The 20,580-nt window shown below is 31.1% G+C and carries 21 protein-coding genes; 17 read left to right on the top strand and 4 right to left on the bottom strand.

Annotation, left to right across the window (positions count from 1 at the left end):
* The coding region (locus HNQ03_RS04235; protein WP_226927425.1) for a transposase at nt 1-353 on the bottom strand (353 nt) is incomplete at its 3' end.
* A gap of 115 nt (nt 354-468) precedes the next feature.
* On the opposite strand from HNQ03_RS04235, the gene HNQ03_RS04240 reads away from it, so the two are divergent.
* From HNQ03_RS04240 to HNQ03_RS04305, 14 genes are all read left to right on the top strand, one after another.
* Nucleotides 469-1,149: a hypothetical protein gene (locus HNQ03_RS04240; protein WP_173778423.1), complete on the top strand. Its 681-nt coding sequence runs from the start codon at nt 469-471 to the stop codon at nt 1,147-1,149.
* A gap of 164 nt (nt 1,150-1,313) precedes the next feature.
* Nucleotides 1,314-2,237 (top strand): hypothetical protein, encoded by a 924-nt coding sequence (locus HNQ03_RS04245; protein WP_173778424.1) that lies wholly within the window; start codon nt 1,314-1,316, stop codon nt 2,235-2,237.
* 365 nt (nt 2,238-2,602) lie between these two features.
* Nucleotides 2,603-3,025 (top strand): hypothetical protein, encoded by a 423-nt coding sequence (locus HNQ03_RS04250; RefSeq protein WP_173778425.1) that lies wholly within the window; start codon nt 2,603-2,605, stop codon nt 3,023-3,025.
* A 223-nt stretch (nt 3,026-3,248) separates the two neighbouring features.
* A complete protein-coding gene (locus HNQ03_RS04255) occupies nt 3,249-3,515 on the top strand; it encodes a hypothetical protein (RefSeq protein WP_173778426.1) in 267 nt (88 codons plus the stop codon).
* Between the two features lie 36 nt (nt 3,516-3,551).
* The gene (locus HNQ03_RS04260) at nt 3,552-5,597 is read left to right on the top strand and encodes a DUF262 domain-containing protein (RefSeq protein ID WP_173778427.1); all 2,046 of its coding nucleotides are present in this window, start codon (nt 3,552-3,554) and stop codon (nt 5,595-5,597) included.
* A 171-nt stretch (nt 5,598-5,768) separates the two neighbouring features.
* The gene (locus HNQ03_RS04265; RefSeq protein ID WP_173778428.1) at nt 5,769-6,314 is read left to right on the top strand and encodes a restriction endonuclease; all 546 of its coding nucleotides are present in this window, start codon (nt 5,769-5,771) and stop codon (nt 6,312-6,314) included.
* 197 nt (nt 6,315-6,511) lie between these two features.
* A complete protein-coding gene (locus HNQ03_RS04270; RefSeq protein WP_173778429.1) occupies nt 6,512-7,057 on the top strand; it encodes a DUF6624 domain-containing protein in 546 nt (181 codons plus the stop codon).
* Nucleotides 7,058-7,295: 238 nt separating this feature from the next.
* Nucleotides 7,296-8,258 (top strand): nuclease-related domain-containing protein, encoded by a 963-nt coding sequence (locus HNQ03_RS04275; RefSeq protein WP_173778430.1) that lies wholly within the window; start codon nt 7,296-7,298, stop codon nt 8,256-8,258.
* A 119-nt stretch (nt 8,259-8,377) separates the two neighbouring features.
* On the top strand, nt 8,378-8,914 hold the full coding sequence (locus HNQ03_RS04280; RefSeq protein ID WP_173778431.1) for a hypothetical protein: 537 nt from the start codon (nt 8,378-8,380) through the stop codon (nt 8,912-8,914).
* A 189-nt stretch (nt 8,915-9,103) separates the two neighbouring features.
* Nucleotides 9,104-9,787: a hypothetical protein gene (locus tag HNQ03_RS04285; protein ID WP_173778432.1), complete on the top strand. Its 684-nt coding sequence runs from the start codon at nt 9,104-9,106 to the stop codon at nt 9,785-9,787.
* A gap of 235 nt (nt 9,788-10,022) precedes the next feature.
* Nucleotides 10,023-10,598 (top strand): hypothetical protein, encoded by a 576-nt coding sequence (locus HNQ03_RS04290; protein WP_173778433.1) that lies wholly within the window; start codon nt 10,023-10,025, stop codon nt 10,596-10,598.
* A gap of 176 nt (nt 10,599-10,774) precedes the next feature.
* Complete coding sequence (locus HNQ03_RS04295; RefSeq protein ID WP_173778434.1) at nt 10,775-11,260, top strand: glycine-rich domain-containing protein; 486 nt, start codon at nt 10,775-10,777, stop codon at nt 11,258-11,260.
* Nucleotides 11,261-12,043 (top strand): hypothetical protein, encoded by a 783-nt coding sequence (locus tag HNQ03_RS04300; protein WP_173778421.1) that lies wholly within the window; start codon nt 11,261-11,263, stop codon nt 12,041-12,043.
* Nucleotides 12,044-12,212: 169 nt separating this feature from the next.
* Complete coding sequence (locus HNQ03_RS04305) at nt 12,213-13,292, top strand: hypothetical protein (RefSeq protein ID WP_173778435.1); 1,080 nt, start codon at nt 12,213-12,215, stop codon at nt 13,290-13,292.
* Between the two features lie 198 nt (nt 13,293-13,490).
* Here HNQ03_RS04305 and cphA read toward each other — a convergent pair whose 3' ends face one another.
* Entirely contained in the window at nt 13,491-16,118 is a 2,628-nt protein-coding gene (cphA, locus tag HNQ03_RS04310) for a cyanophycin synthetase (protein WP_173778436.1), read from the bottom strand.
* 196 nt (nt 16,119-16,314) lie between these two features.
* On the opposite strand from cphA, the gene HNQ03_RS04315 reads away from it, so the two are divergent.
* The 3 genes from HNQ03_RS04315 (at nt 16,315) to HNQ03_RS04325 (ending at nt 18,447) form a co-directional block, all read left to right on the top strand.
* Nucleotides 16,315-17,202, top strand: coding sequence for a cyanophycinase (locus HNQ03_RS04315; protein ID WP_173778437.1), 888 nt, complete (start codon nt 16,315-16,317; stop codon nt 17,200-17,202).
* An 8-nt stretch (nt 17,203-17,210) separates the two neighbouring features.
* Nucleotides 17,211-18,053 (top strand): isoaspartyl peptidase/L-asparaginase, encoded by an 843-nt coding sequence (locus tag HNQ03_RS04320; protein ID WP_173778438.1) that lies wholly within the window; start codon nt 17,211-17,213, stop codon nt 18,051-18,053.
* Between the two features lie 127 nt (nt 18,054-18,180).
* Nucleotides 18,181-18,447 (top strand): YtxH domain-containing protein, encoded by a 267-nt coding sequence (locus HNQ03_RS04325; protein WP_173778439.1) that lies wholly within the window; start codon nt 18,181-18,183, stop codon nt 18,445-18,447.
* Nucleotides 18,448-18,542: 95 nt separating this feature from the next.
* Here the strand turns inward: HNQ03_RS04325 and hisS are convergent, their stop codons facing one another.
* Together hisS and HNQ03_RS04335 are read right to left on the bottom strand one after the other, a co-directional pair.
* Nucleotides 18,543-19,892: a histidine--tRNA ligase gene (gene hisS / locus HNQ03_RS04330; protein WP_173778589.1), complete on the bottom strand. Its 1,350-nt coding sequence runs from the start codon at nt 19,890-19,892 to the stop codon at nt 18,543-18,545.
* A 326-nt stretch (nt 19,893-20,218) separates the two neighbouring features.
* Nucleotides 20,219-20,548, bottom strand: coding sequence for a single-stranded DNA-binding protein (locus tag HNQ03_RS04335; RefSeq protein ID WP_173778440.1), 330 nt, complete (start codon nt 20,546-20,548; stop codon nt 20,219-20,221).
* Nucleotides 20,549-20,580: the final 32 nt, after the last annotated feature.

A 20,580-nucleotide genomic window follows, 5' to 3' on the forward strand; every position in this document is an offset into this window, starting at 1 on the left:
TTTTTCAAGCCAGAAGGATTATTTTTCCTAAAATCAGAAATACTATGATAATTGGGCGTTATTGCTGTCAAAAGCCATTGCAATTCTATATTTCGGACACATTCTTTTTCGAGTTTCCGTGAACTTCGCACTCCGTTCAAATAGCCGTATAAATAGATTTTAAGAAAAACCTTTGTATTAAAACTTGGTCGACCTTCTGTTTTAAGCGTTTGTACTTCAAAACCTAATGCTTTTAAATCCATACTCTCCACAAAAGCATCTACAAACCGTACAGGATTATCCTGAGAAATCGGATCTTCTAAATTCGTAAAAACCATTTGGTTGCGGGCAATTCCAGTGATATGTTGCATCATTAAATATACGAAAATAGAAGCGAATTATTAAAATTATTTCCCTATTTTTGAATATAATAAACGAAGGTTTTTTCACAGACTGACGTTACCAACAAGCTGAAAAAAAATCCTGCAAATGAACAAACTTTCGTCTGAAAATCTAAATCTTCTACCAAATCCGAGTGAATTACAAAAGATTTGTAAATCAATTTCTGCATTGGAATCAATTATTTGTCCTGAATGGGAATATAGATATTATTCTTACCAAAAAGATTGGAGTAAGACCGAAGAGTTTTGCGAAATGAGAAACGGACAAGGAGACCAAATGTTAATCACTTTTAGCGAAAAGGGAACTTGTATTAACGGATTCGCTCACGAAAGTGAAATGAATGGTTGGAAAAATAATTCCCAACAAGAAATATCAAACGGAATTATAGACGAATTACCGAAAGAATTTAATGAGTTCATATTTGGAGAACCAGTAAAAAGTATCGGAACCACATTTTGCATATGGCAAACTGAAAAGGATAAAAATTGGAAAATTGGAAAAATCGATTTACCAAAAGACGAATATAAAGATGGTTCTTCTGATTTATTACATTTATTGGACGGAAAACCATTAACATACAAAAATTGGGCAGAAGAATATTATGAGGAAAATTTTGAAGAAAACGAACTGAAATTGGAACTTGTAGAAAAAATTTATAACGGAACTATAATTACAAAAGAATTAGTTCTTGAAATAAATCCTGAATTGGATGATTTTGAACAACTGAAATCTGATTTAGATGAAATTGGATATGAACATAAAATATAAAGCCTGTTGGCAACACCGTGTATAATTAATGGCTTGGTTCTCGCCTACTTACGAAAACCCTCGCGGATTTTCTATTCGGTTTTTATTTACTAAATTAAGTGCTTAAATACGCCACTAATCATACACAAACACGTTAAATTGCATTTGCAGACAGCACAGAATCAATGGGTACAGAGATAAAATATAAGATACTAGAATGTAAGTTTGGAGACAAACGATTCAAGATTGAGGAAGATTTGCCAGATGTTGGATGGTATCTTTACGTTTATGACCAAAAAGGTAAATGTATCGCAGACCATTTGCAAAATGATTTAGAAACGGTAATCAATTTTGCATTCGAGGAATATAAGGTACCTATGACTAATTGGGTTGACAGCAAGGATATAAGTTTCGTACAAGAAGAAACCAATAAAATATTAGCTCAAAGAGTGTTGTCGCATTTTGATAGTAAAAAACTTATTGACTGGGCGATAATGCTTATGGGCAAGGGATTTGATTCAGAAAGTCTGATAATTCTTGCTGGACTAAATTCTGATACAACAGAAGAGCGCGAGCAATATTTTTGGCAGACAATTGACGAATTAGGACTTGACATTAACAGGACTGATTTTGAATTAATTGAGAATTATGCAATTTATGTTGCGGAATCTGTTGTAAACAAAAAGATTGCGCCAAAGGACGGACTGACAATAATGCAAGATATCGTTCGTTCCACAGATTATTCTAAAAGGTATGTTCAATTTTACGAGATTGACGAAGACTTGGACTACTTAAAATATGATAATCATACAATTTTCAACTCAGGATTGACTTTAAAAAATGCGGACAAGTATATAACAAGAGAATTTGAATTATTCCTTGAAACTGAGAAGTATAAAATTGATGATAAAACTAGAGAACTAGCATATTGTAAATCTTGTGACAAGATTGAGAAACCTAAGTTAAAGAACATTAGAAACTGGTTTGGAAAAGTGAAATATCAAACTTGGGTATGTGGATTATGTGAATCTAAAAGTATACTACATTTTAGTAGTCAGAAGGGAAAAGAGATAATCCTGAAAAGAAAAACGCAACCTAACAATGTATAAAAATAATAGCCGGAACAGCAGTAAATTCAAGGGTTGTAGCCCGCTTCAACTTTCTTGTGTTTTGACAGGAAAATGCCACGCAGTCGGCTACTATTCTTATACTAAACGTTAGCAAGAAACCCATAACAAAAATTTCCTCTTCAAAAACTGAAGAGGGTTTTTTTTAATAAAATTCACCAAAAAAATTCACAAAAGTGCTTATTAAATTCAATCATAACCACCATCAAAAATCCCCTAAAAAAATTAAAATTTTATTCCACAATTAATGAAAATTATTTTATAGCTATGAGTACACAAAATTTAAAAAAATGAGTACAAACAATCAAATCAGCATCGAGATCCCGCAGGGAATTTTAGATTAGGCATTGCAAGATCTACAAAAAGTGAAAGCCGCTCTTGCCCCTTATCTACAAGGCTTGACGGACAAAGAAAAACAATCGCTCTTCAAAATGGGAGACAAAACCGTAGCCACCGTGCAGAAGGTAAAAAGCTACACCAGCACAAATCCAGAATTTAATCCAAACTATATGGATCTGGCAGAATTTGTGAAAGATGAAATCGTAGTTACCCAACTAGATCCCCTCGTAAATCTCTGCAATCAATTGGCTTCCGATCTATCAGATACCATGACGCTTGCAGGCAGCGAAGCCTTGAAGGCATCACTTATGTATTACGGCGCTGTAAAAGAAGCGGAATCCAAAGGAGTTGCCACTGCAAAACCTATCTACGATGATCTTAGCCAAAGATTTATGCGACAAAACTTCAAGAAAGATAAACCAAAGGACTAATCTATCTTCCCTCATTTAAAACTCGACCCTTTTATACTCAATGACGAGTAAAAAAGGGTCGTTTTCATTTCACAAGATTGAAGATCGAGCCTAAAAGATTGGATGGCGTGCCAAAAAGATTGGACGACGAGACTAAAAGACTGGATGGTGATGTAAAAAGTCTAGACAGTGAGGCAAATAGACTGGATGGCGAGACTAAAAGGCTCGATTGTCAGATGAAAGTGTGGGTAGGTCAGATAAAAGTGTGGGTATGCCAGGTGAAAGTGTGGGTGGAGAAGCTGAAAGTGTGGATGGAGAGGGAAAAAGAGTGGATTTTCAGTATTTAAAACTGTTTATAAGTGGTGAAAGTGGCAATTCGGATAATTATTGTGGGATAAACAGATGCTTGATGATTTGTAGAAAAAATATTGATATATTTGTGAGTACAACAATTAAAGGAGCGCTTATACAAGCTATTTTGTGTCGATTCATTCAAGTTTGTAGCGAGTAATAACGAGTTGTATGTAATACCTAAAAAAGAAAAAACATGTATGAAATAAGACCAGAAAGTGTAAAAACTTTTGTTGAAGACAATAGCATAAAACTTCCTAGATTTCAAAGAAAACAAACTTGGGATGACAAGAAAAATTTTGAATTATGTATAAGTATTTTCAAAGAATATCCTATGGGAGTGTGTATATTAAATCTTGAAAAGCAAAATGGTGTTGAAACAAAATGGTTGTTAGATGGACGTCAAAGAAGAAACGCTTTAGCAACTATTTGGGATGATCCAGAACAAATTTATATCTGGGCAAAAAAATGGCTTAAACTAAAAAATAATGACCAATTAGCAGATGTAGAAGAAAAATTTTGGGAAAGTATAAACGACTATTTAGAAGAGGATGTTGTTGAAAATGAAAATAATGAAATTGATTCTGATCTAAATGATGAAAATAATGAAGATTTAGATGATTCATTATCAAGTGATGAAGAAGAAGAATTTAATTTAAACTCGTCCGGTTTAGAATTTCTTTTAGAAATTATTAAGCTAATACATAATAAAACAACAAAATTTAGTGGTTTCACAAGACCTTTTGATTTCACTAAATTAATAAAAAGACTTCCATATGAGACAACTGTAAACGGAAAACGAACTCTAACTTCAAAAAAATTAAAAAGTTTTATTAATCAATATGAGACTTATTGTAAAGATGAGTTACTAGATTTAAATTCAAAAGTTTCATTTGAAAGTTTTATGTTTCAAAGATTTGATTTAGATTCAAGTACAAAACAAAGTTTAAAAGCTCAAATAACACAAAATTGGGATAATATTTATGCTAGAATTGACATTCTAAATAAAATAAGAAACATACTAATAGGAGCTAAAATTGGACTTATTGAAGTCAAAGATATTGCTAGTACTGACTCTCAAAAGATATTCAATATTATTAACTCAAAAGGAACGAAACTTAATGCTGTTGAGATTTTATCTGCAAAACCTAGCTGGAATATTATTATTAAAAACCCAACTCAAAAGCAAATAGTTGCTACTAAAGAATTATATACTAAAATTGAAGTAAGATATGAGAATATTGTTAAATGGGATTTACCAGCAACATTCTTAAGTGTAATTCAAAATGGTTCTTCCTTTTTCAAAGAGTTTACAGACTCAAAAGCTGATTTTGAAAAACAATTAACATTAGGTTTTAAATTAGTTAGTGGATTAATACAAGGAGGTGTAAAAAAAGAAGATATTGATGATTTAAGCAGAAACAAAGATATTAATTGGGAGGTGGATATTGAAAACCTTGCTAATGAAGTAGACCTTTTTAGTAAAATAATATTAAGTAATGAATATTTTAAATATTTTAAATCTTGGAAGGTTTCTATAATGGATCTTTTAACTGATGCCATTACACTAAACTTCGTCATAATTCTTTATAAAGATTGGGTAAGAAAAGGTAAACCAGTAGGCTCTGACACAAAAGCAAAGCAATTCCAGAAAAATAGCTTCATATTAATAGATCAACTAATTTTTGAATATGTTAATAAACAATGGAGAGGATCAAGTGATTCAAAAATTGCTAAAAACCTAAATAACTTTGGTGGTTTACCTGAATTGTTTGAACCAATTACTAAAGCGAGATGGAGAACTTTGTTAAATGAAATAATAGATTCAAATTCTATAGATTCTGACAAAATAACTCAAAAGATGATGGAGCCAATTTTATATCACTTTTACTGTATATCGAAAATTCAAGGTCCAGATTCATTCTATAAAATAGAAGTTGATCACATAATTCCTCAATCAATTTTTAATAAATCTGCTTTAAGAGATAGAGACTCATTACAACATAATTTATATAACCTAGCGTTACTTCCAAAAGATGATAATATTTCGAAGAGCAGTAAACGTTTAGTTGAAATTTCTAATCAATGGTTAAAAGATCAAATTGAAAAATATGCATTTATAAAGGAAAATCAATTTACTACATTTTCAGAATTGAATAATCTTGAACAATTAAAAAATTTACGAGGTAATATGATTCTTGATGCTTTTGATAAGAAAAGAGATAGTATTTTAAATAACTAGTACTACTTACAATACTGACTGTAAGTAATTGCTAGTTCTCGCCTACTTACGAAAGTCCTCGCGGACTTTCTTGGTCGGTAATTATTTACTAAATTAGTTGCTTGAAACACGCAACTAACTATATACAATCACGTTAGCTGTAAGCTTTAAGCTGAAAATAAAAATAGTAATTTGGAAATTAAAGGATATAATACAGAAATTTCACCTATAGAATTTGAGAAATTAGTAAAAGATTACTTTCTTGAAATAAGCGGAACTTTAAAAAATTTTAAAGCAACTCATAATGTTAGAATAAAATCATTTGATGGAGACTATCAAATTGATGTTTTTGCTGAATTTGAAGCGCTAGGCACAGAAATAAGAGTTCTTGTTGAATGCAAGAAACATAAAAATAAAATAAAGAGAGAGACAGTTCAAGTACTTTTTGATAAGTTAAGAGCCACAGGAAGTCATAAAGGAATTATATTCGCTACAAGTGGCTTCCAAAGTGGAGCTGAAAAATTTGCAAAAGAACACGGAATTGCTCTTATTAATGTAATTGAAGGAAAATTGACTGTAGGTGTAAAAAGTGCTGAAAAAACTGAAATCAGTGAAGAATATTTAAAATTTTTTGAAATACCAAAATATGTTGGAGAATATAATTATTCGGATAATGGTATTTGTTATTTGCAAAAAGGTTATTTAGAAACATTAGAAGATTTTATATATGATAAGTAAGAGTCTACAGCTAACACCATATAAAATTTATTGCTGGCTTCTCGCCTACTTATAAAAGTCCTCTTGTACTTTCTTGTTCGGTAATTAGATGCTTATACATACAACTTATCATATACAAAAATGTTACATGTAATATAAACCAATAATATATGAAAAAGAAAAAAATAGTATTCAGCATATTAGCTGCTCTTGTATTAATGATATCAATATTCCTTTATATGAATAGAGATAAATTCGTCTATGTAGGTTCAGTAGATATTATTGAAGTCGATTGCAGCAAAAAACTTCAAATCTTGAGCGAAGTTTTAGAAAGTGATCAAAAGATTAGAAAAGAAAGTGATTTAATCAAATTCGCTAAAGAAGATCATAGAAATCAAGAATTAGTGATTAGCATTATTGAAAAGTGTGGTATGCCAACATTAAAGGAGGTGGGACAAAAACATATGGATGCTATCTGGTTGGGACTGCAACATAGTTCTGAGGAAGAAATCAGAAAAAAGTATTGGCCACAAGTAGAGAAAGCGGTTGAAAATGGAGACTTATCTAAACAACAATACGCCTTGATGAAGGATAGGATTTTGATGGACGAAGGAAAACCACAAATATATGGTTCTCAAATAGAAAATGGCAAATTGTATACATTAGAAAATCCTGAAACTGTGAACGTAAGAAGAAAAGAAATGGGTATGGAACCAATAGAGGAATATTTAAAGTATTTCAACATTATGTTTAATCCGAAGTAAAAATACTACACGTACCAGCTCATATTTTTTATACTTCAATTTGAAATAGTACAAACTGACAAACATTCAGCAAACGATTTGCTACCACCGAAAAATATCTGATTTTTAGACGCACAAATCATATAAAATCACGTAATCTGTGAGAAATTCGTAAATGGCAATAATATAAGGAAAAATAGAATCTCTAAAAACTCTAAAATCTGAATTAGAGCGTAATGGAATTTACAGATTTAATTCTGTGAAAGAAATTAAGGATTTTTTATTAAATTATAATTCGGAAAAACGCATTGTCCTCAATTATGAAGTAGAGAAATTAGCAGTAAAACATTCTGAAACCTGCTCTAATCTTAAACAAAGAATACAGAACAAAACTGAAATAATCAATTTCGAAACTGAAAAAATTGATGATCGAATTTCTGATTTAGAGAGAAAAATTAACATCATTAATACTAACGATATTAACTTTTTAAAAAAAATAATCTCAAGTGTAAAACTATATTCCCTAAAAAAGCAATCGAATTACCTCGTTAAAAATAGAAATGAATTGGTAAATGCTTCAGTAAAAGAGATTACGAGAAGCATTGAAAATGATGAGATTTTCATAAGAGAATACGAAGCTGATATAGAAAATTTAATTGCAGAAAGAGCAAAATCAGAAATTCAAAGATTAGAATATACACGAAATGTTTTAGAAAACTCAAGAAATCTAATTTCTGGAGCGATAGGGGAAAATTTAGTTGTAAAAGAAATAAAGAAACTTTCAGATGACTATGTATTAATTAATAATTTCAATTTAAAATTTTCTCGTCCGATTTTTTACAAAAAGCACAATCAAAGGATATACTCTGTACAAATAGACCACCTTTTAATTTCCAAAGCAGGAATTTTTATCATAGAAACAAAGAACTGGAGCAAATCATCTGTCGATACTATCAATTTGAGGTCGCCGATTGAACAAATTGAAAGATCTAGTTTTGCACTTTATGTGTATATCTCGGAAAATATTAGATTAAATGAGCATCATTGGGGAGAACAACAAATTCCTATAAGAAATCTTATTGTGATGATTAATAATAAGCCAATAGGTAAATTTAAATATGTAAAAATTAAACTCTTAAACGAACTTAATGATTATCTAAAATTTTTTGAACCTGTTTTAACAGAAAATCAGATTGATTTTATTACAAACAAATTGCTTTAATAAAAATTATAACCAAGAAGAATATCATTTTAAGTTTTTCGCAATCTGCCATTTGCAGTAATTTTTCACCTTTGATTTTTACTGCTCTTATTATCTAAATATTTATGCTATTTTTAACCATGAAAAAAATAATTTTCTTCATTTTAATATTGGGATTTCAATTAATTTTTGCTCAAAACGAGGGCAAAGTTGATACCATATCTGTATCTCAAGCAGATCCGCTTGTTTTTGAAAAAATCACCTTGCTGGCACATAGACCTTGCCAAAAACCTCGGTTGGAAACCAATTATTATTTAAAAAATCCTAAAAATGGCGCCTACTACATTATTTATAATGAAGAAAAACAGCTGACTTTGGAGGGTACATATGTTTTTAATGAAACCAATAAAGGTTTAGGAAAAGACGCGGGTTCTTTTTATGATTCCAAAAGCTACCACTATAAAAAGAATGGAAATATAGACTTTATCCATTATCAAAAAGAAGGTAGAAACTCTAGAACAGAATATTTTGATGGAAAAAAGCGCCTAAAAAAAATAAGATACATAGACAAAAAAAGTGGTGATACCGATAAAATAGAAATTTACCAAAAGGGAAAACTTAAAGAAACGCGAATATATACCGCATTTTCTACCTATCACACCGTGAAAAGCAATTGAGTGTAGCGCAAAAGGTCATTTGGAAAATTATTTTGAACGCGCTATTTGTAGAAAAAATAATTTTATATTTGTGAGGGGAAGGATTGAAGTAGCGGATATCTAACGTAATTTGTTTTGATTGGCGCTATTTTGTAGTGGGTATTAACGTGTTGTGCGATATGCTAAAACAAAGTCATTAAAAGTAAATTAATGAAAAAATTATTCAAATTATCAATTTTATTTGTATTTATTTTTACAATGAAATCTTGTGCACAAAACCCTGAATTGGGCAAAGATATAATAGATTTAAAAACATTCCCTATAAGTTTTAATGCAAATGATTTTTATAAAAATCAAATCAAAATTCACAAGAAATCTAGAGAATTACTTTCTCAAGGGAAATTTGAAGAATCAGTATCTGACGAATTACTAAAAAATTATAAATTCGTAGAAAAAATTGATACGTTGTCTATTGATGATAATGTACCACTACTTTATTATGGAATGGAAGGAATGGCTACTAAAGATACTTTAGCCATATTTGAAGGTATCAAATTTGAAAAGATAGAAATGTTTACTAATATTTCAAATGTTTTTCAGTCATTAAGAGCCATTTCTTACGCATATAAAGATGGTAAAAAAAACTTCAATACTTTAAAGCAAAAATTAGAGATTGAATATGGAAAACCTAAAATAATAAAGGAAAACCTAGAACACAAAGAATATTATGAATGGACAACTGAAGACCTTGTTATAAACTTAATTCTGAATGTAGAAGATGAAAAAGATAACGATAAAAGTTTTGTAGCCGAATTATATTTGACAAATAAGAAAGAATATGAAAACTTTAAAAATAATGTAATTGGAAAAACTAAATATTATTGGTTTTATTGACATTATTACTTGATGAAATGATGTGATATATGAGGTTAAGAAACAAAATAGGTAAAGCACAATCGCACAAAATTAGTTTGACAATATGGCAGGTTCGGTGCTAAATCGAAGACTTTTGCCATTTTCTAATTTTTAGTTATTACCCAAAAATTACCACATTCAAAGGCTTTATTTTTCTTATACAAAACCGTTAGCAGAATTGCTATAAAAAACAGAATTGAAATTAAATCGTTAAATGGAAATAAATCATATTCGAATTTTATTTTTTTGTCTAATTCCAATTGGTGTTTTCGCATTATTAAAAGGAATTAAATTAATCCGAAAATCTTTTAGTGGAGAAGTCTTATTAGAAATTCCATTTTCACAATTAAGTGGCCAATTTTATGTTGCAAAAGCAGGAACTTTTTCTATTTGGCAGAAAGGAAAATCACTTACGCGAACCCCAATTGATAAATTAAGACCATTTATTTATAGTGAATTGACAAAGGAAGAGTTGAAGCTAAATTACTCTTTATTAAGTCCTCGCATAAACGATTTTTCGACAGGACGAATGGAATTATTTACTTTTTATGCACCTATTGGTAGCTATAAAATAGAACTTAAAGAAGGAACAATTTTATTTGGTTTACAAAATCTTATTGCAAAAGCGATACCTTCAAAATCAATTGATATGACTAAATTTTATGTTCAAATTAGAGAATCACAGTCACAAGTATTTACATTTTTGGCGATACCAATGATTATATCAGGAATGTTCGGAATAATTGGAGGATTTGTCTTAGGAATATTAGCAGATCAAATCATAAAATAAAAGCAATGCTACTCAAACTGTATATTAAAAATAGCGGATTTAGTGCTAAATGGAAGATTTTAGCGATTGATAAGTTTTTAGCAAGTAGAAAGTTTTTGTATTTTTATCCCGCCTGCATAAATACACAGTAGTTGCAATTCAACTATATTAAAAACGAAAAAGATTATTAGTAAAAAATGAACGAAACCCAAAAAATTCTCTGGAACAAAATCAAAAATTTTGAATTGGATGAGGTAGATTCTTCACTGAGTTTCACAGATCGTTTGGCGCGAGAAAATGGCTGGTCTGTAGAATTTTCTGTGCGGGCAGTTTTAGAATACAAAAAATTTATATTTTTACTAATGATTGCAGATCATCCTTTGACGCCTTCTGATCAAGTTGACCAAGTTTGGCATTTGCACCTACTCTACACGCAATCTTATTGGGAAGATTTTTGCGAGCATACGTTGGGAAAGAAAATACACCATGGTCCAACAAAAGGAGGAAACAAAGAGATTGATAAATTTACAAATTGGTATGAAAAAACAAAACAATTGTATATTTCCGTTTTCAAATATGCACCTAGTGCAGATATTTGGCCTTCTAGCAAAATTAGATTTTCAGAAATAAATTTTCAACGAGTGAACATGAAGAGAAATTGGATTTTAAAAAAACCTTTTTAGATGAAACATCTTACAGAATATACACCGGCAGAAGCCATTTTGATTGTGAAGGGAAAATCTACACAAAAGGAATTGCTGAAAATCACTTTAGCTGATTTGATTTTGAAAAAGGTTTTGAAAATTTTTCAAGTAGAAATAAAAAGTAACGATCGGCAAAAGGCCTACTTGTATAAGTACATTGTTATCGACGAGAATTTTAAATCTTACCTTGCAAAACCGCATGAAAACTTTTTTCTTTCGGCCTTCCGACAAGATCCGAAGATAGAAATACAATTTAAAAATATGGTGAAGATTGGTTTTCAAAATTCTCAATCTTATTATCATTTTAAGCAAGAAATTTTTAATAATGAAAAATTTAAGACTTATATTTCTCAAAATTTTTTTCAGAAACTATTGGCGCATTTTTCTTTGAACGAGAAGGGAACTATTTTAAAAAGAAATATTGAAACAGAATTAAAATATCTGACAGATCAATTTTCAAAAATCACCAATATAAAAGACAGAAAAGCAGCTGAAATGATCTCTGTGTTTGCTGGCAGCATTTTTTTAATTCCAAATATCAATTATGATTTTCTAGATCAGATGGATGCAGATTTCGCATTTGAGAGAAGAACGGCAATGGCAGATGCAAGCAGTGGATGTTCTGGTTGGGATTTTAATTTAAACGATTATTCTTCAGATTTTGATAGTGGTTGTAGCAGCGATAGTGGTAGTTCTGGTGATAGTGGATGTAGTAGTTGCAGCGGATGTTCTGGTTGTGGAGGATGTGGTGGTTGTAGTTGATTTTAATTAATATGGTTTTTCTACAATCTATTATATCAAATAATTTTACGAAGTTTTTTATCTACAATTAGTAATATAAGTTGATAAATATCTATTCATTTAAATTTTCGAGATCAAGATTGTTTAAATTTATAGTATTCTTATCAACAACAACTTTTAAAATTAATAAATGAAAATTACCCTAAAAAAAATAATCTTATTTGTTGTAATTATTGCAATTATCGTTATTCTTCCAGATATACCGATGCATTATGAAAAATATAAATTACAATCGCAGAAACTGCCAGAAATTTATCAATCTTACAGAGAAATTTATAATTTGGAAGATGATTTTTATGAAGAAATTGCGATCAATAATCATTTTGATGAACCTTTACTCCAAATAAATGATAGTACGGTGGTCATCATGTCCTATAGCATGAACGATGGCAAAGACGGAGGTAAGGATATTGAAGATACCTGGTACAAAATAGATCTGAAAGGACAGATAAAAGATTCTCTTCATTATGCTTATAATACTCTAAAAGAAGATCATCATTACAAAACCGTAAACAATTTCATTATCGATACAGGGAAAAACACCTTCAATACGTGGCTAGAAAATGGCGATCCTGTTTGGTATTCATTCAATGTGATAGAGGAAGATAAAGTATTTTCTAAAGATGAAGCAAACGAAATTATTGGCGATAATAAGAATCTTATTGAGTCAAATTATATTTATTTAGGTGAAAATGGGCAAGATTCAAAAAATAAAGTCATTATTTTTAAAGATGATCAATGGTTTTATTTTTACTCAGATAAACATTGGCACGAATCCGAAGGATACGCTCCTAATAAATTTACTGCAGAATATTTTTATCCAGTTGATGAGGAACCATCAATAGCACCGGGAACAGAGGATAATGAAGAAAACAAACAAAAATTTTATAAAATTGATGACCCAAAAAGCGTTATACATAGAGTATATTCCCAAAAGGAAGAATGGATAGGAAAATCTTTTTGGCATTTCAATTTACGTTGGGGCGGAAATGGAAATGCTGCTATTGGCTGGACAGGATTTAGTTATTACGATATAAAAATGCCTAGAAGTACATTACATTTTAAACAAAATGTTTCTTTTTATCTGGATGATGATTCTTTAAGAGAAAATTTTACTTATTCCTACTACAAACCTAAGAATGGAAATTATTTAATTTTATTTGATATTCAAAATGGCAATTGTTTTCTCATCAGACCAAAAATAAGATGATCTTCAAGCTCAATATAATTCATAATGCTCATCTTTTTTATAGAAAGGATTGCAGAATGAAACGTAAAGATTAAAATTACAAAATAAAATTTTTCATACTATTAGTCACTTGCATCCATTTGAATTGAAAAGAGCAAAATAATTTAACAAAAAAAAAGCCTGTCAAACGACAGGCTTCTTCAATATCAAAAAAATCTATTATAATTCTTGTAATTCTTGCAATTCTTTTGCTTGGTATTCTTGCACCAAATCTATTGCATTGGCTATTACATCACTTAAAGCGGTGATGTACGTTCCTTCTTCCGCTTTATTGATGGCGTGTTTCAATGCTTCTATTTCTTTTGGTATAATTTCGTAGGTTACTTCGTTTTCAGAAGAATTGATGCCTTCTATCACCAAAGCACTTATCTCTTCTTCGGTTCTGCCACGCAAATGCTTTTCATTTCTGATGATGATATGATCAAACATTCTACCTGCAATCTTGCCACATTCTCGGATGTCTTCGTCTCTTCTATCTCCTACTCCAGAGATAATTCCTATTTTTTTGGTTGCTTCTACATTTTTAAGATAATCTTCTATCGCTTCATATCCTGCTGCATTGTGCGCAAAATCTATTAAAACTTTGAAATTTTTAAATTTAAAAACGTTCAATCTTCCAGGTGTCAATTGTGCACTAGGGATGAATGTTCGTAATGCATTGGCAATATCTTCTATTTCAAAACCATACAGGTACGTAGCCAAACTTGCTGCCAATACGTTGGAAATCATAAATCTTGCTTTCCCTTCCATGGTGATAGGAATATTTTGCACTTTTGCAATCCTAATTTTCCAATCTCCTTTTTTGATGGTAACAAAACCTTCTTCGAACACACAGGTAACTTTTCCTTCTTTTGCAAATTTTTTGATGAAAGGATTATTTTCATCTAAACTAAAAATAGCAACTTTAGAATCTAAATCTGGCATTAATCGCATAGAATATTCGTCGTCTGCATTCAAAACGCTCCATCCATCTTTCTTCACGGCATCTAGAACGACTCTTTTTACTTTGGTAAGATCTTTTAGATTGTGAATATCACTTAAACCAAGATGATCTTCTTTTATATTCGTTAAGACTCCAATATCACATCTATTGAATCCCAAACCAGAGCGCAAAATTCCACCTCTTGCAGTTTCTAATACTGCAAATTCTACGGTTGGATCTTTTAGTACAAATTCTGCAGAAATTGGTCCGGTTGTGTCTCCTTTCGTAAGCATTGTATTTTGGATATAAATACCATCCGATGTGGTGAAACCTACTCTGTATCCATTAGTTTTTACAATATGGGAGATAATTCTTGTAGTTGTAGTTTTCCCATTGGTTCCCGTAACCGCAATTATTGGAATTCTGAATGGTTTTCCTTGTGGATAAAGCATATCTACAACCGGAGAAGCTACATTTCTTGGCAAACCTTCGCTTGGCGCAAGATGCATTCTAAAACCTGGCGCAGCATTTACTTCTATGATGGCACCTCCACTTTCTTTCAATGGTTGTGTTAGGTTTTCTGCCATGATGTCTATCCCGCAAACATCCAAACCAATGATTCTAGAAACGCGCTCTGCCATCGTTACATTTTCTGGGTGCACCATATCTGTAACGTCGATGGAAGTTCCACCTGTAGATAGATTGGCGGTAGATTTTAGATAAACTATTTCGCCTTTTTGTGGAATGGTATTTAAAGTGTAGTTTAATTTTGCTAAAAGTTCATTTGTATCTTTATCTATTCCAATTTCAGTTAATACATTTTCATGACCATATCCTCTTTTCGGATTTTCATTTTCTTGATCTATCAAGAATTGGATGGTATTATTCCCATCTCCCACTACATTTGCGGGCACTCTTCTCGCAGCAGCTACCATTTTGTGATTGATGACTAAAATTCTAAAATCATAGCCCGTTATGTATTTTTCTACAATTACTTTCTTACTATATTTTTGCGCGTGATCTAAACCAACCAATGCATTCTCCCAATCATTTACATTGATAGAAGCACCTTTTCCATGATTTCCGTCCAGTGGTTTTAATACGATTGGATATCCGATTTTATTGATGGCCGAAGTCAAATCTTCCTCATCCACTACAATATCTCCAGAAGGAACAGGAATCGCAGAATCTTCTAGCATTTTTTTTGTTAATTCCTTGTTGCAAGCGATATCTACCGCAATAGAGCTCGTCAAACCAGTAATAGTTGCTTGGAATCTTTGTTGATTTACACCATATCCCAATTGCACCAGAGAATTTGTACCTAATCTTATCCATGGGATATTTCTCGCAACAGCAGATTCTACAATACTTCCGGTAGATGGTCCTAATCTTTCCCTTTCGCGAAGTACTTTTAATGTTTGTATGCAATTCTCTAAGTCGTAATATTCTCCGCTCATCAAATGTTTAGCAATATTCACAGCTTCTTCTGCCGCATATACCCCGGCTTTTTCTTCTATATAAGTGAAAACAACATTGTAAATTCCTGGTGTTTTGGTTTCTCTCGTTCTTCCGAAACCTGTATCCATTCCTGCTAATGTTTGAATTTCTAGGGCAATATGTTCTATCACGTGTCCCATCCAAGTTCCCATTTCTATTCTCATGAAAAATCCGCCGTCTACACCTTCAGAGCATCTGTGAGATTGTAAAGAAGGAAGCAAATTTTTTATTCTTTCAAGAAATCCATCTATTTCGTTGGTTGGAGTTTGCTCAGTTTCTTCCAAATCTAATCGCATTTGGATTAATTTTGTTCTTCTAATACTCCAAACATTTGGACCTCTTAAAATTTGTATTTTTTCAATTTTCATATAGTATAAATATCTGTTTTTGGGGAAATTATTTTTAAGTCAACTCAAAGATAAAAGAAAAAGTAAAGAATCGGCTATTACTTTATCAATATTATTAAAATAAATGGAGAATAATCGCTTTTTATTACTAATATTTAGAAGAATATCGACATAAATAAATAAAAAGTCCCAATTATTTTTTTTAAATTTGCAAGTAATGGAAGCAGTAGGAAAATTAGTTATAATAGGCGGTGCTGTAAATAAAGGCAGTTTTAGTGAAATAGATTTTGATCAAAACGTAGAAAAAAATCTAAATTTCTTTGAAAGAGGAATCTTAAGAAAAATAATCGACGAATCTCGATTGAAAGAAGATTCTGTGATAGAGATTATCACCACTGCTTCGCAAATCCCGCAAATTGTAGGACCAGAATACAAAAAAGCATTCGAATATTTAGGTGTAAAAACGGTGAACGTTTTGGATATTCAAAATAGAGAGCAAGCAAATTCTGATGCTATTGTTGCAAGAGCCAATGCTGCAGATGTTGTAATGTTTACAGGTGGAGATCAACTAAGATTGACCTCTATTTTGGGTGGAACAAGATTTCACGACGCCATTTTGGTAAAGTATCAAGAAACAGATTTCGTGTATGCAGGAACTTCTGCAGGAGCTGCTGCAGCTTCGGAAAACATGATCTACCAAGGAACAAGTGGAGAAGCATTATTAAAAGGAGAGATAAAAACAACACAAGGTCTTGGTTTCATCACGGATGTAATTATAGATACGCATTTCGTTCAACGTGGCAGAATTGGAAGGCTTTTTCAAGCTGTAGTAAACAATCCTAGAACTTTAGGCATCGGTCTTGGAGAAGATACTGGCCTTTTTATTAAAAATAATATCATGACGGCAGTTGGTTCTGGCTTGGTAATTTTGGTAGATGGTAGATTTATAAAGGATACCAATCTTACAAATATTGAATTGGGCGAACCAATTTCTATAGAAAACTTAGTGGTAAATGTCTTGAGTAGAGATGATCAGTTTGATTTTAATACAAAAGATCTCAAGATTTTTAAATCGCAATCCAACCCTATTTCTATTCCATATTAATAAAATTTATGAAAATCATTATACACGGTGGCTTCTTTTCTGAAAGCGACCAAAGTGCTGAAACAAAAATTGCAAAGCAAAATTCCTTGCAAAGTATTGCTAAAAAATCTTTCGAATTTCTACAAAATCACACCGCGACGGAAACTGTAGTCTATACTGTTTCTCTATTGGAAGATGACGAATTGTATAATGCAGGAATAGGTTCGCAAATACAAAGTGATGGCAAAATACGCATGAGTGCTGCAATAATGAATGGGGAAACAGAAAAATTTTCTGGAGTAATCAATATTCAAAATGTAAAAAATCCTATTTTAGTTGCAGAAAAACTGATGCAAGAGGACGATCGTGTTTTAGGAAGCGAAGGAGCCAAAAAATTTGCCGATGAAAATAATTTTGAAGATTTTTCTACAGAATTACCAGTGAGAAGAAAAGAATACGAAGCAAAGAAAAAAGCTTTGGGAACTGGTACAGTAGGTTGTGTAGCTTTGGATGCTGAGGGAAAACTAGCTGCGGCAACATCTACCGGTGGAAAAGGTTTTGAATTGGTAGGTAGAATTTCAGATTCTGCAACGGTTGCTGGGAATTTTGCCAATAATTTTTGCGGAGTGAGTTGTACAGGAGTTGGCGAAGATATTGTGAGCAATGCAACGGCTACCAAAATTGTAACCCGAGTTACTGATGGATTTAGTTTAAAAGATGCATTTAAAAAAACATTTGAGGAATTGAAAGTCTACGATGGTTTCGCCGGTGCAATTGCGATAGATAAATCGGGAAATATTTTTCATCAAGATTCTCACCCTACGATGGTATTTGCCAGCTATGATGGAGAAAGTTTTGAGTGTTTTGCTTAAAAAAATAATTCATATTTAATTCTATAAATTTTTTATTAAATAATAAAAAATTTTAACCACTCTTTGGCATAGATTTTACATATTGTATATCAACAAAATAATTTGTTAACATTAAAAATTAAATATTATGGCATCTAAAAAAGGAGGATTAATCGCATTACTAGGTCTTGGAGCATTAGCTTGGTGGAAATACAAAAACGCTACTACTGAAGAAAAGCAAATGGTAAAAGATAAAGTGAATAACGCTAAAGATAACTTGAACAAGTGGGGAAATGATATCAAAAGCAAAGCTAATGATGTTGCATCTCAAGTGCAAGAGAAAGCAAATGAATATTCTAACAAGGCCGAAAATAAAATTGACGATGTAAAATCTGACGTCAACAACGCAATGTAATACTTTTCACATTCTTATTACATTTAGACTGTTTTTCTAGGAAAACAGTCTTTTTTTATGCTAAACATTGTAAATTATATTACAAAAAATAATCACTAAAACTGAGCTAAAAATTCATTCTGAGAAATAGTTTTTTGTTCACCATTCAATTGATTTTTAATTGTAATGTTACCTGCAGCAATTTCTTCTTCTCCAAGAAAAACTAAATTTTCTACCCCACGTTTTTCAGAGTAATTGAAGAATTTTTTCATTTTTTCTGCATCCGGATAAAGCTCTGCACTTATATTTTTCTCTCTCAAATTTTGAATTATTTTTAAACTTTCAAAAGCTTCTTTTTCGCCGTAATTCGCAAATAGATATTGCAATTTTTGCACAGAATCTTTTGGAAATAAATTTAATTCTTCCATTACCAAATAAATTCTGTCCAAACCAAAAGAAATTCCAATTCCCGGTACGTTTTTCACCCCAAAAACTTCGGTAAGATTATCATATCTACCTCCACCACCAACGGATCCCATTTGCACATTGTGCGCCTTTACTTCTAAAATTGCTCCCGTGTAATAATCTAAACCTCTTGCCAAAGTAATATCGAAAACAAGTTCATTTTCTATACCTAATTTCTTGCAATTTTCTAAAACGAACTCTAATTCTTCTACACCTTTTTTACCAATTTCTACATCTGCGAAATAAATTTTCAGCAATTCTAAAACTTCAATTTGAGACTTATTTTCAAATAAAAAGGATAGTTTTTCAATAGCTTCTTCAGCAATATCTTTGGATAAAAGTTCCTTTATTACTCCATCTTTTCCAATTTTATCTAATTTATCTAAAGCAACCGTAAAATCTATAATTTGCTCGGGAATGTTGGCATATTCTGCCAAACCAGTCAAAATTTTTCTATTATTGATATTTATTTGAACTGGCACTTTCAAATCTTGAAATGATTTTAAATACAATTGCACCAACTCTACTTCTTGCCACAAACTTGTGCTGCCTACAACATCTGCATCGCACTGCAAAAATTCTCTATATCTGCCTTTCTGCGGACGATCTGCACGCCAAACCGGTTGTATTTGATAACGTTTAAAAGGAAAATTTAACTGACCATGATTCATCGCAACATATCTTGCAAATGGAACTGTAAGATCATAGCGGAGCGCTTTTTCAGAAATTTCTTTGGTTAATTTTTGAGAATCTTTTCTATTCCAAAATTCATCATTCGTTTTGGCTGCAAAATCTCCAGAATTTAATATTTTAAAAATCAGACGATCGCCCTCTTCTCCATATTTTCCGGTAAGTGTAGAAAGATTTTCAAAGCTTGGTGTTTCCAAAGGTTGAAAGCCAAAATTTTCAAAATTGTTTTGTAAGGTTTGGATAATCAGTCTTCTCCTTTGTATTTCTTCTGCAGAAAAATCTCTAGTTCCTTTAGCTAAACCGGGTTTCATCATTTTTTATTTTATTTAAACGTGCAATTTATTGACTGATTGCAAGTACGATGGCAAAAATAAGGAAATGAAAAGTAAAAAAAAATTTGAAATTGAATAAAATTAACTTTTTTCCATAATTAAAAGTATGCGATTAAATTTTGCTCAATATTTTTAATATATTATCGCATATCTGTTTATTTTACAATTTTATATTGCTTTCATTATCAAATGTTATTGCTTGGAAGATTTTTTATAGTATTAGTATTTAAGAATTATATTTTTTCTAGTAAATATTTAAAAAAAATGCATCACCAAAATAAAATTCAGGTGACGCATTTAGGGTACTATTTAGAGCTCATCAAAAGCAATTCATCTACTTTTATTTCTGTAGAATATCTTTTCTGTCCATCTTTATCTTCGTAGGTTTTATATTGAATTTTACCTTCGATGGCAATTTCTTTTCCCTTTTCTACATATTTCTGCATTATTTCTGCTGTTTTTCCGTAGCAAACTAAATTGTGCCATTGCGTTTCTTCTACTTTTTCACCTTTTGCATTGGTATAATGATCTGTGGTTGCAAGACTAACTTTGGCAAGTTGACCGTTTTCGAATTTTAGCATTTCTACTTCTTTCCCTGTTCTACCGATTAAGGTAACTTTGTTTCTTAATGACATAACTTTAAAATTTATTTGTTAATATTTAGAAA

The organism is Frigoriflavimonas asaccharolytica, assembly GCF_013294015.1.
Taxonomy (GTDB): domain Bacteria; phylum Bacteroidota; class Bacteroidia; order Flavobacteriales; family Weeksellaceae; genus Frigoriflavimonas; species Frigoriflavimonas asaccharolytica.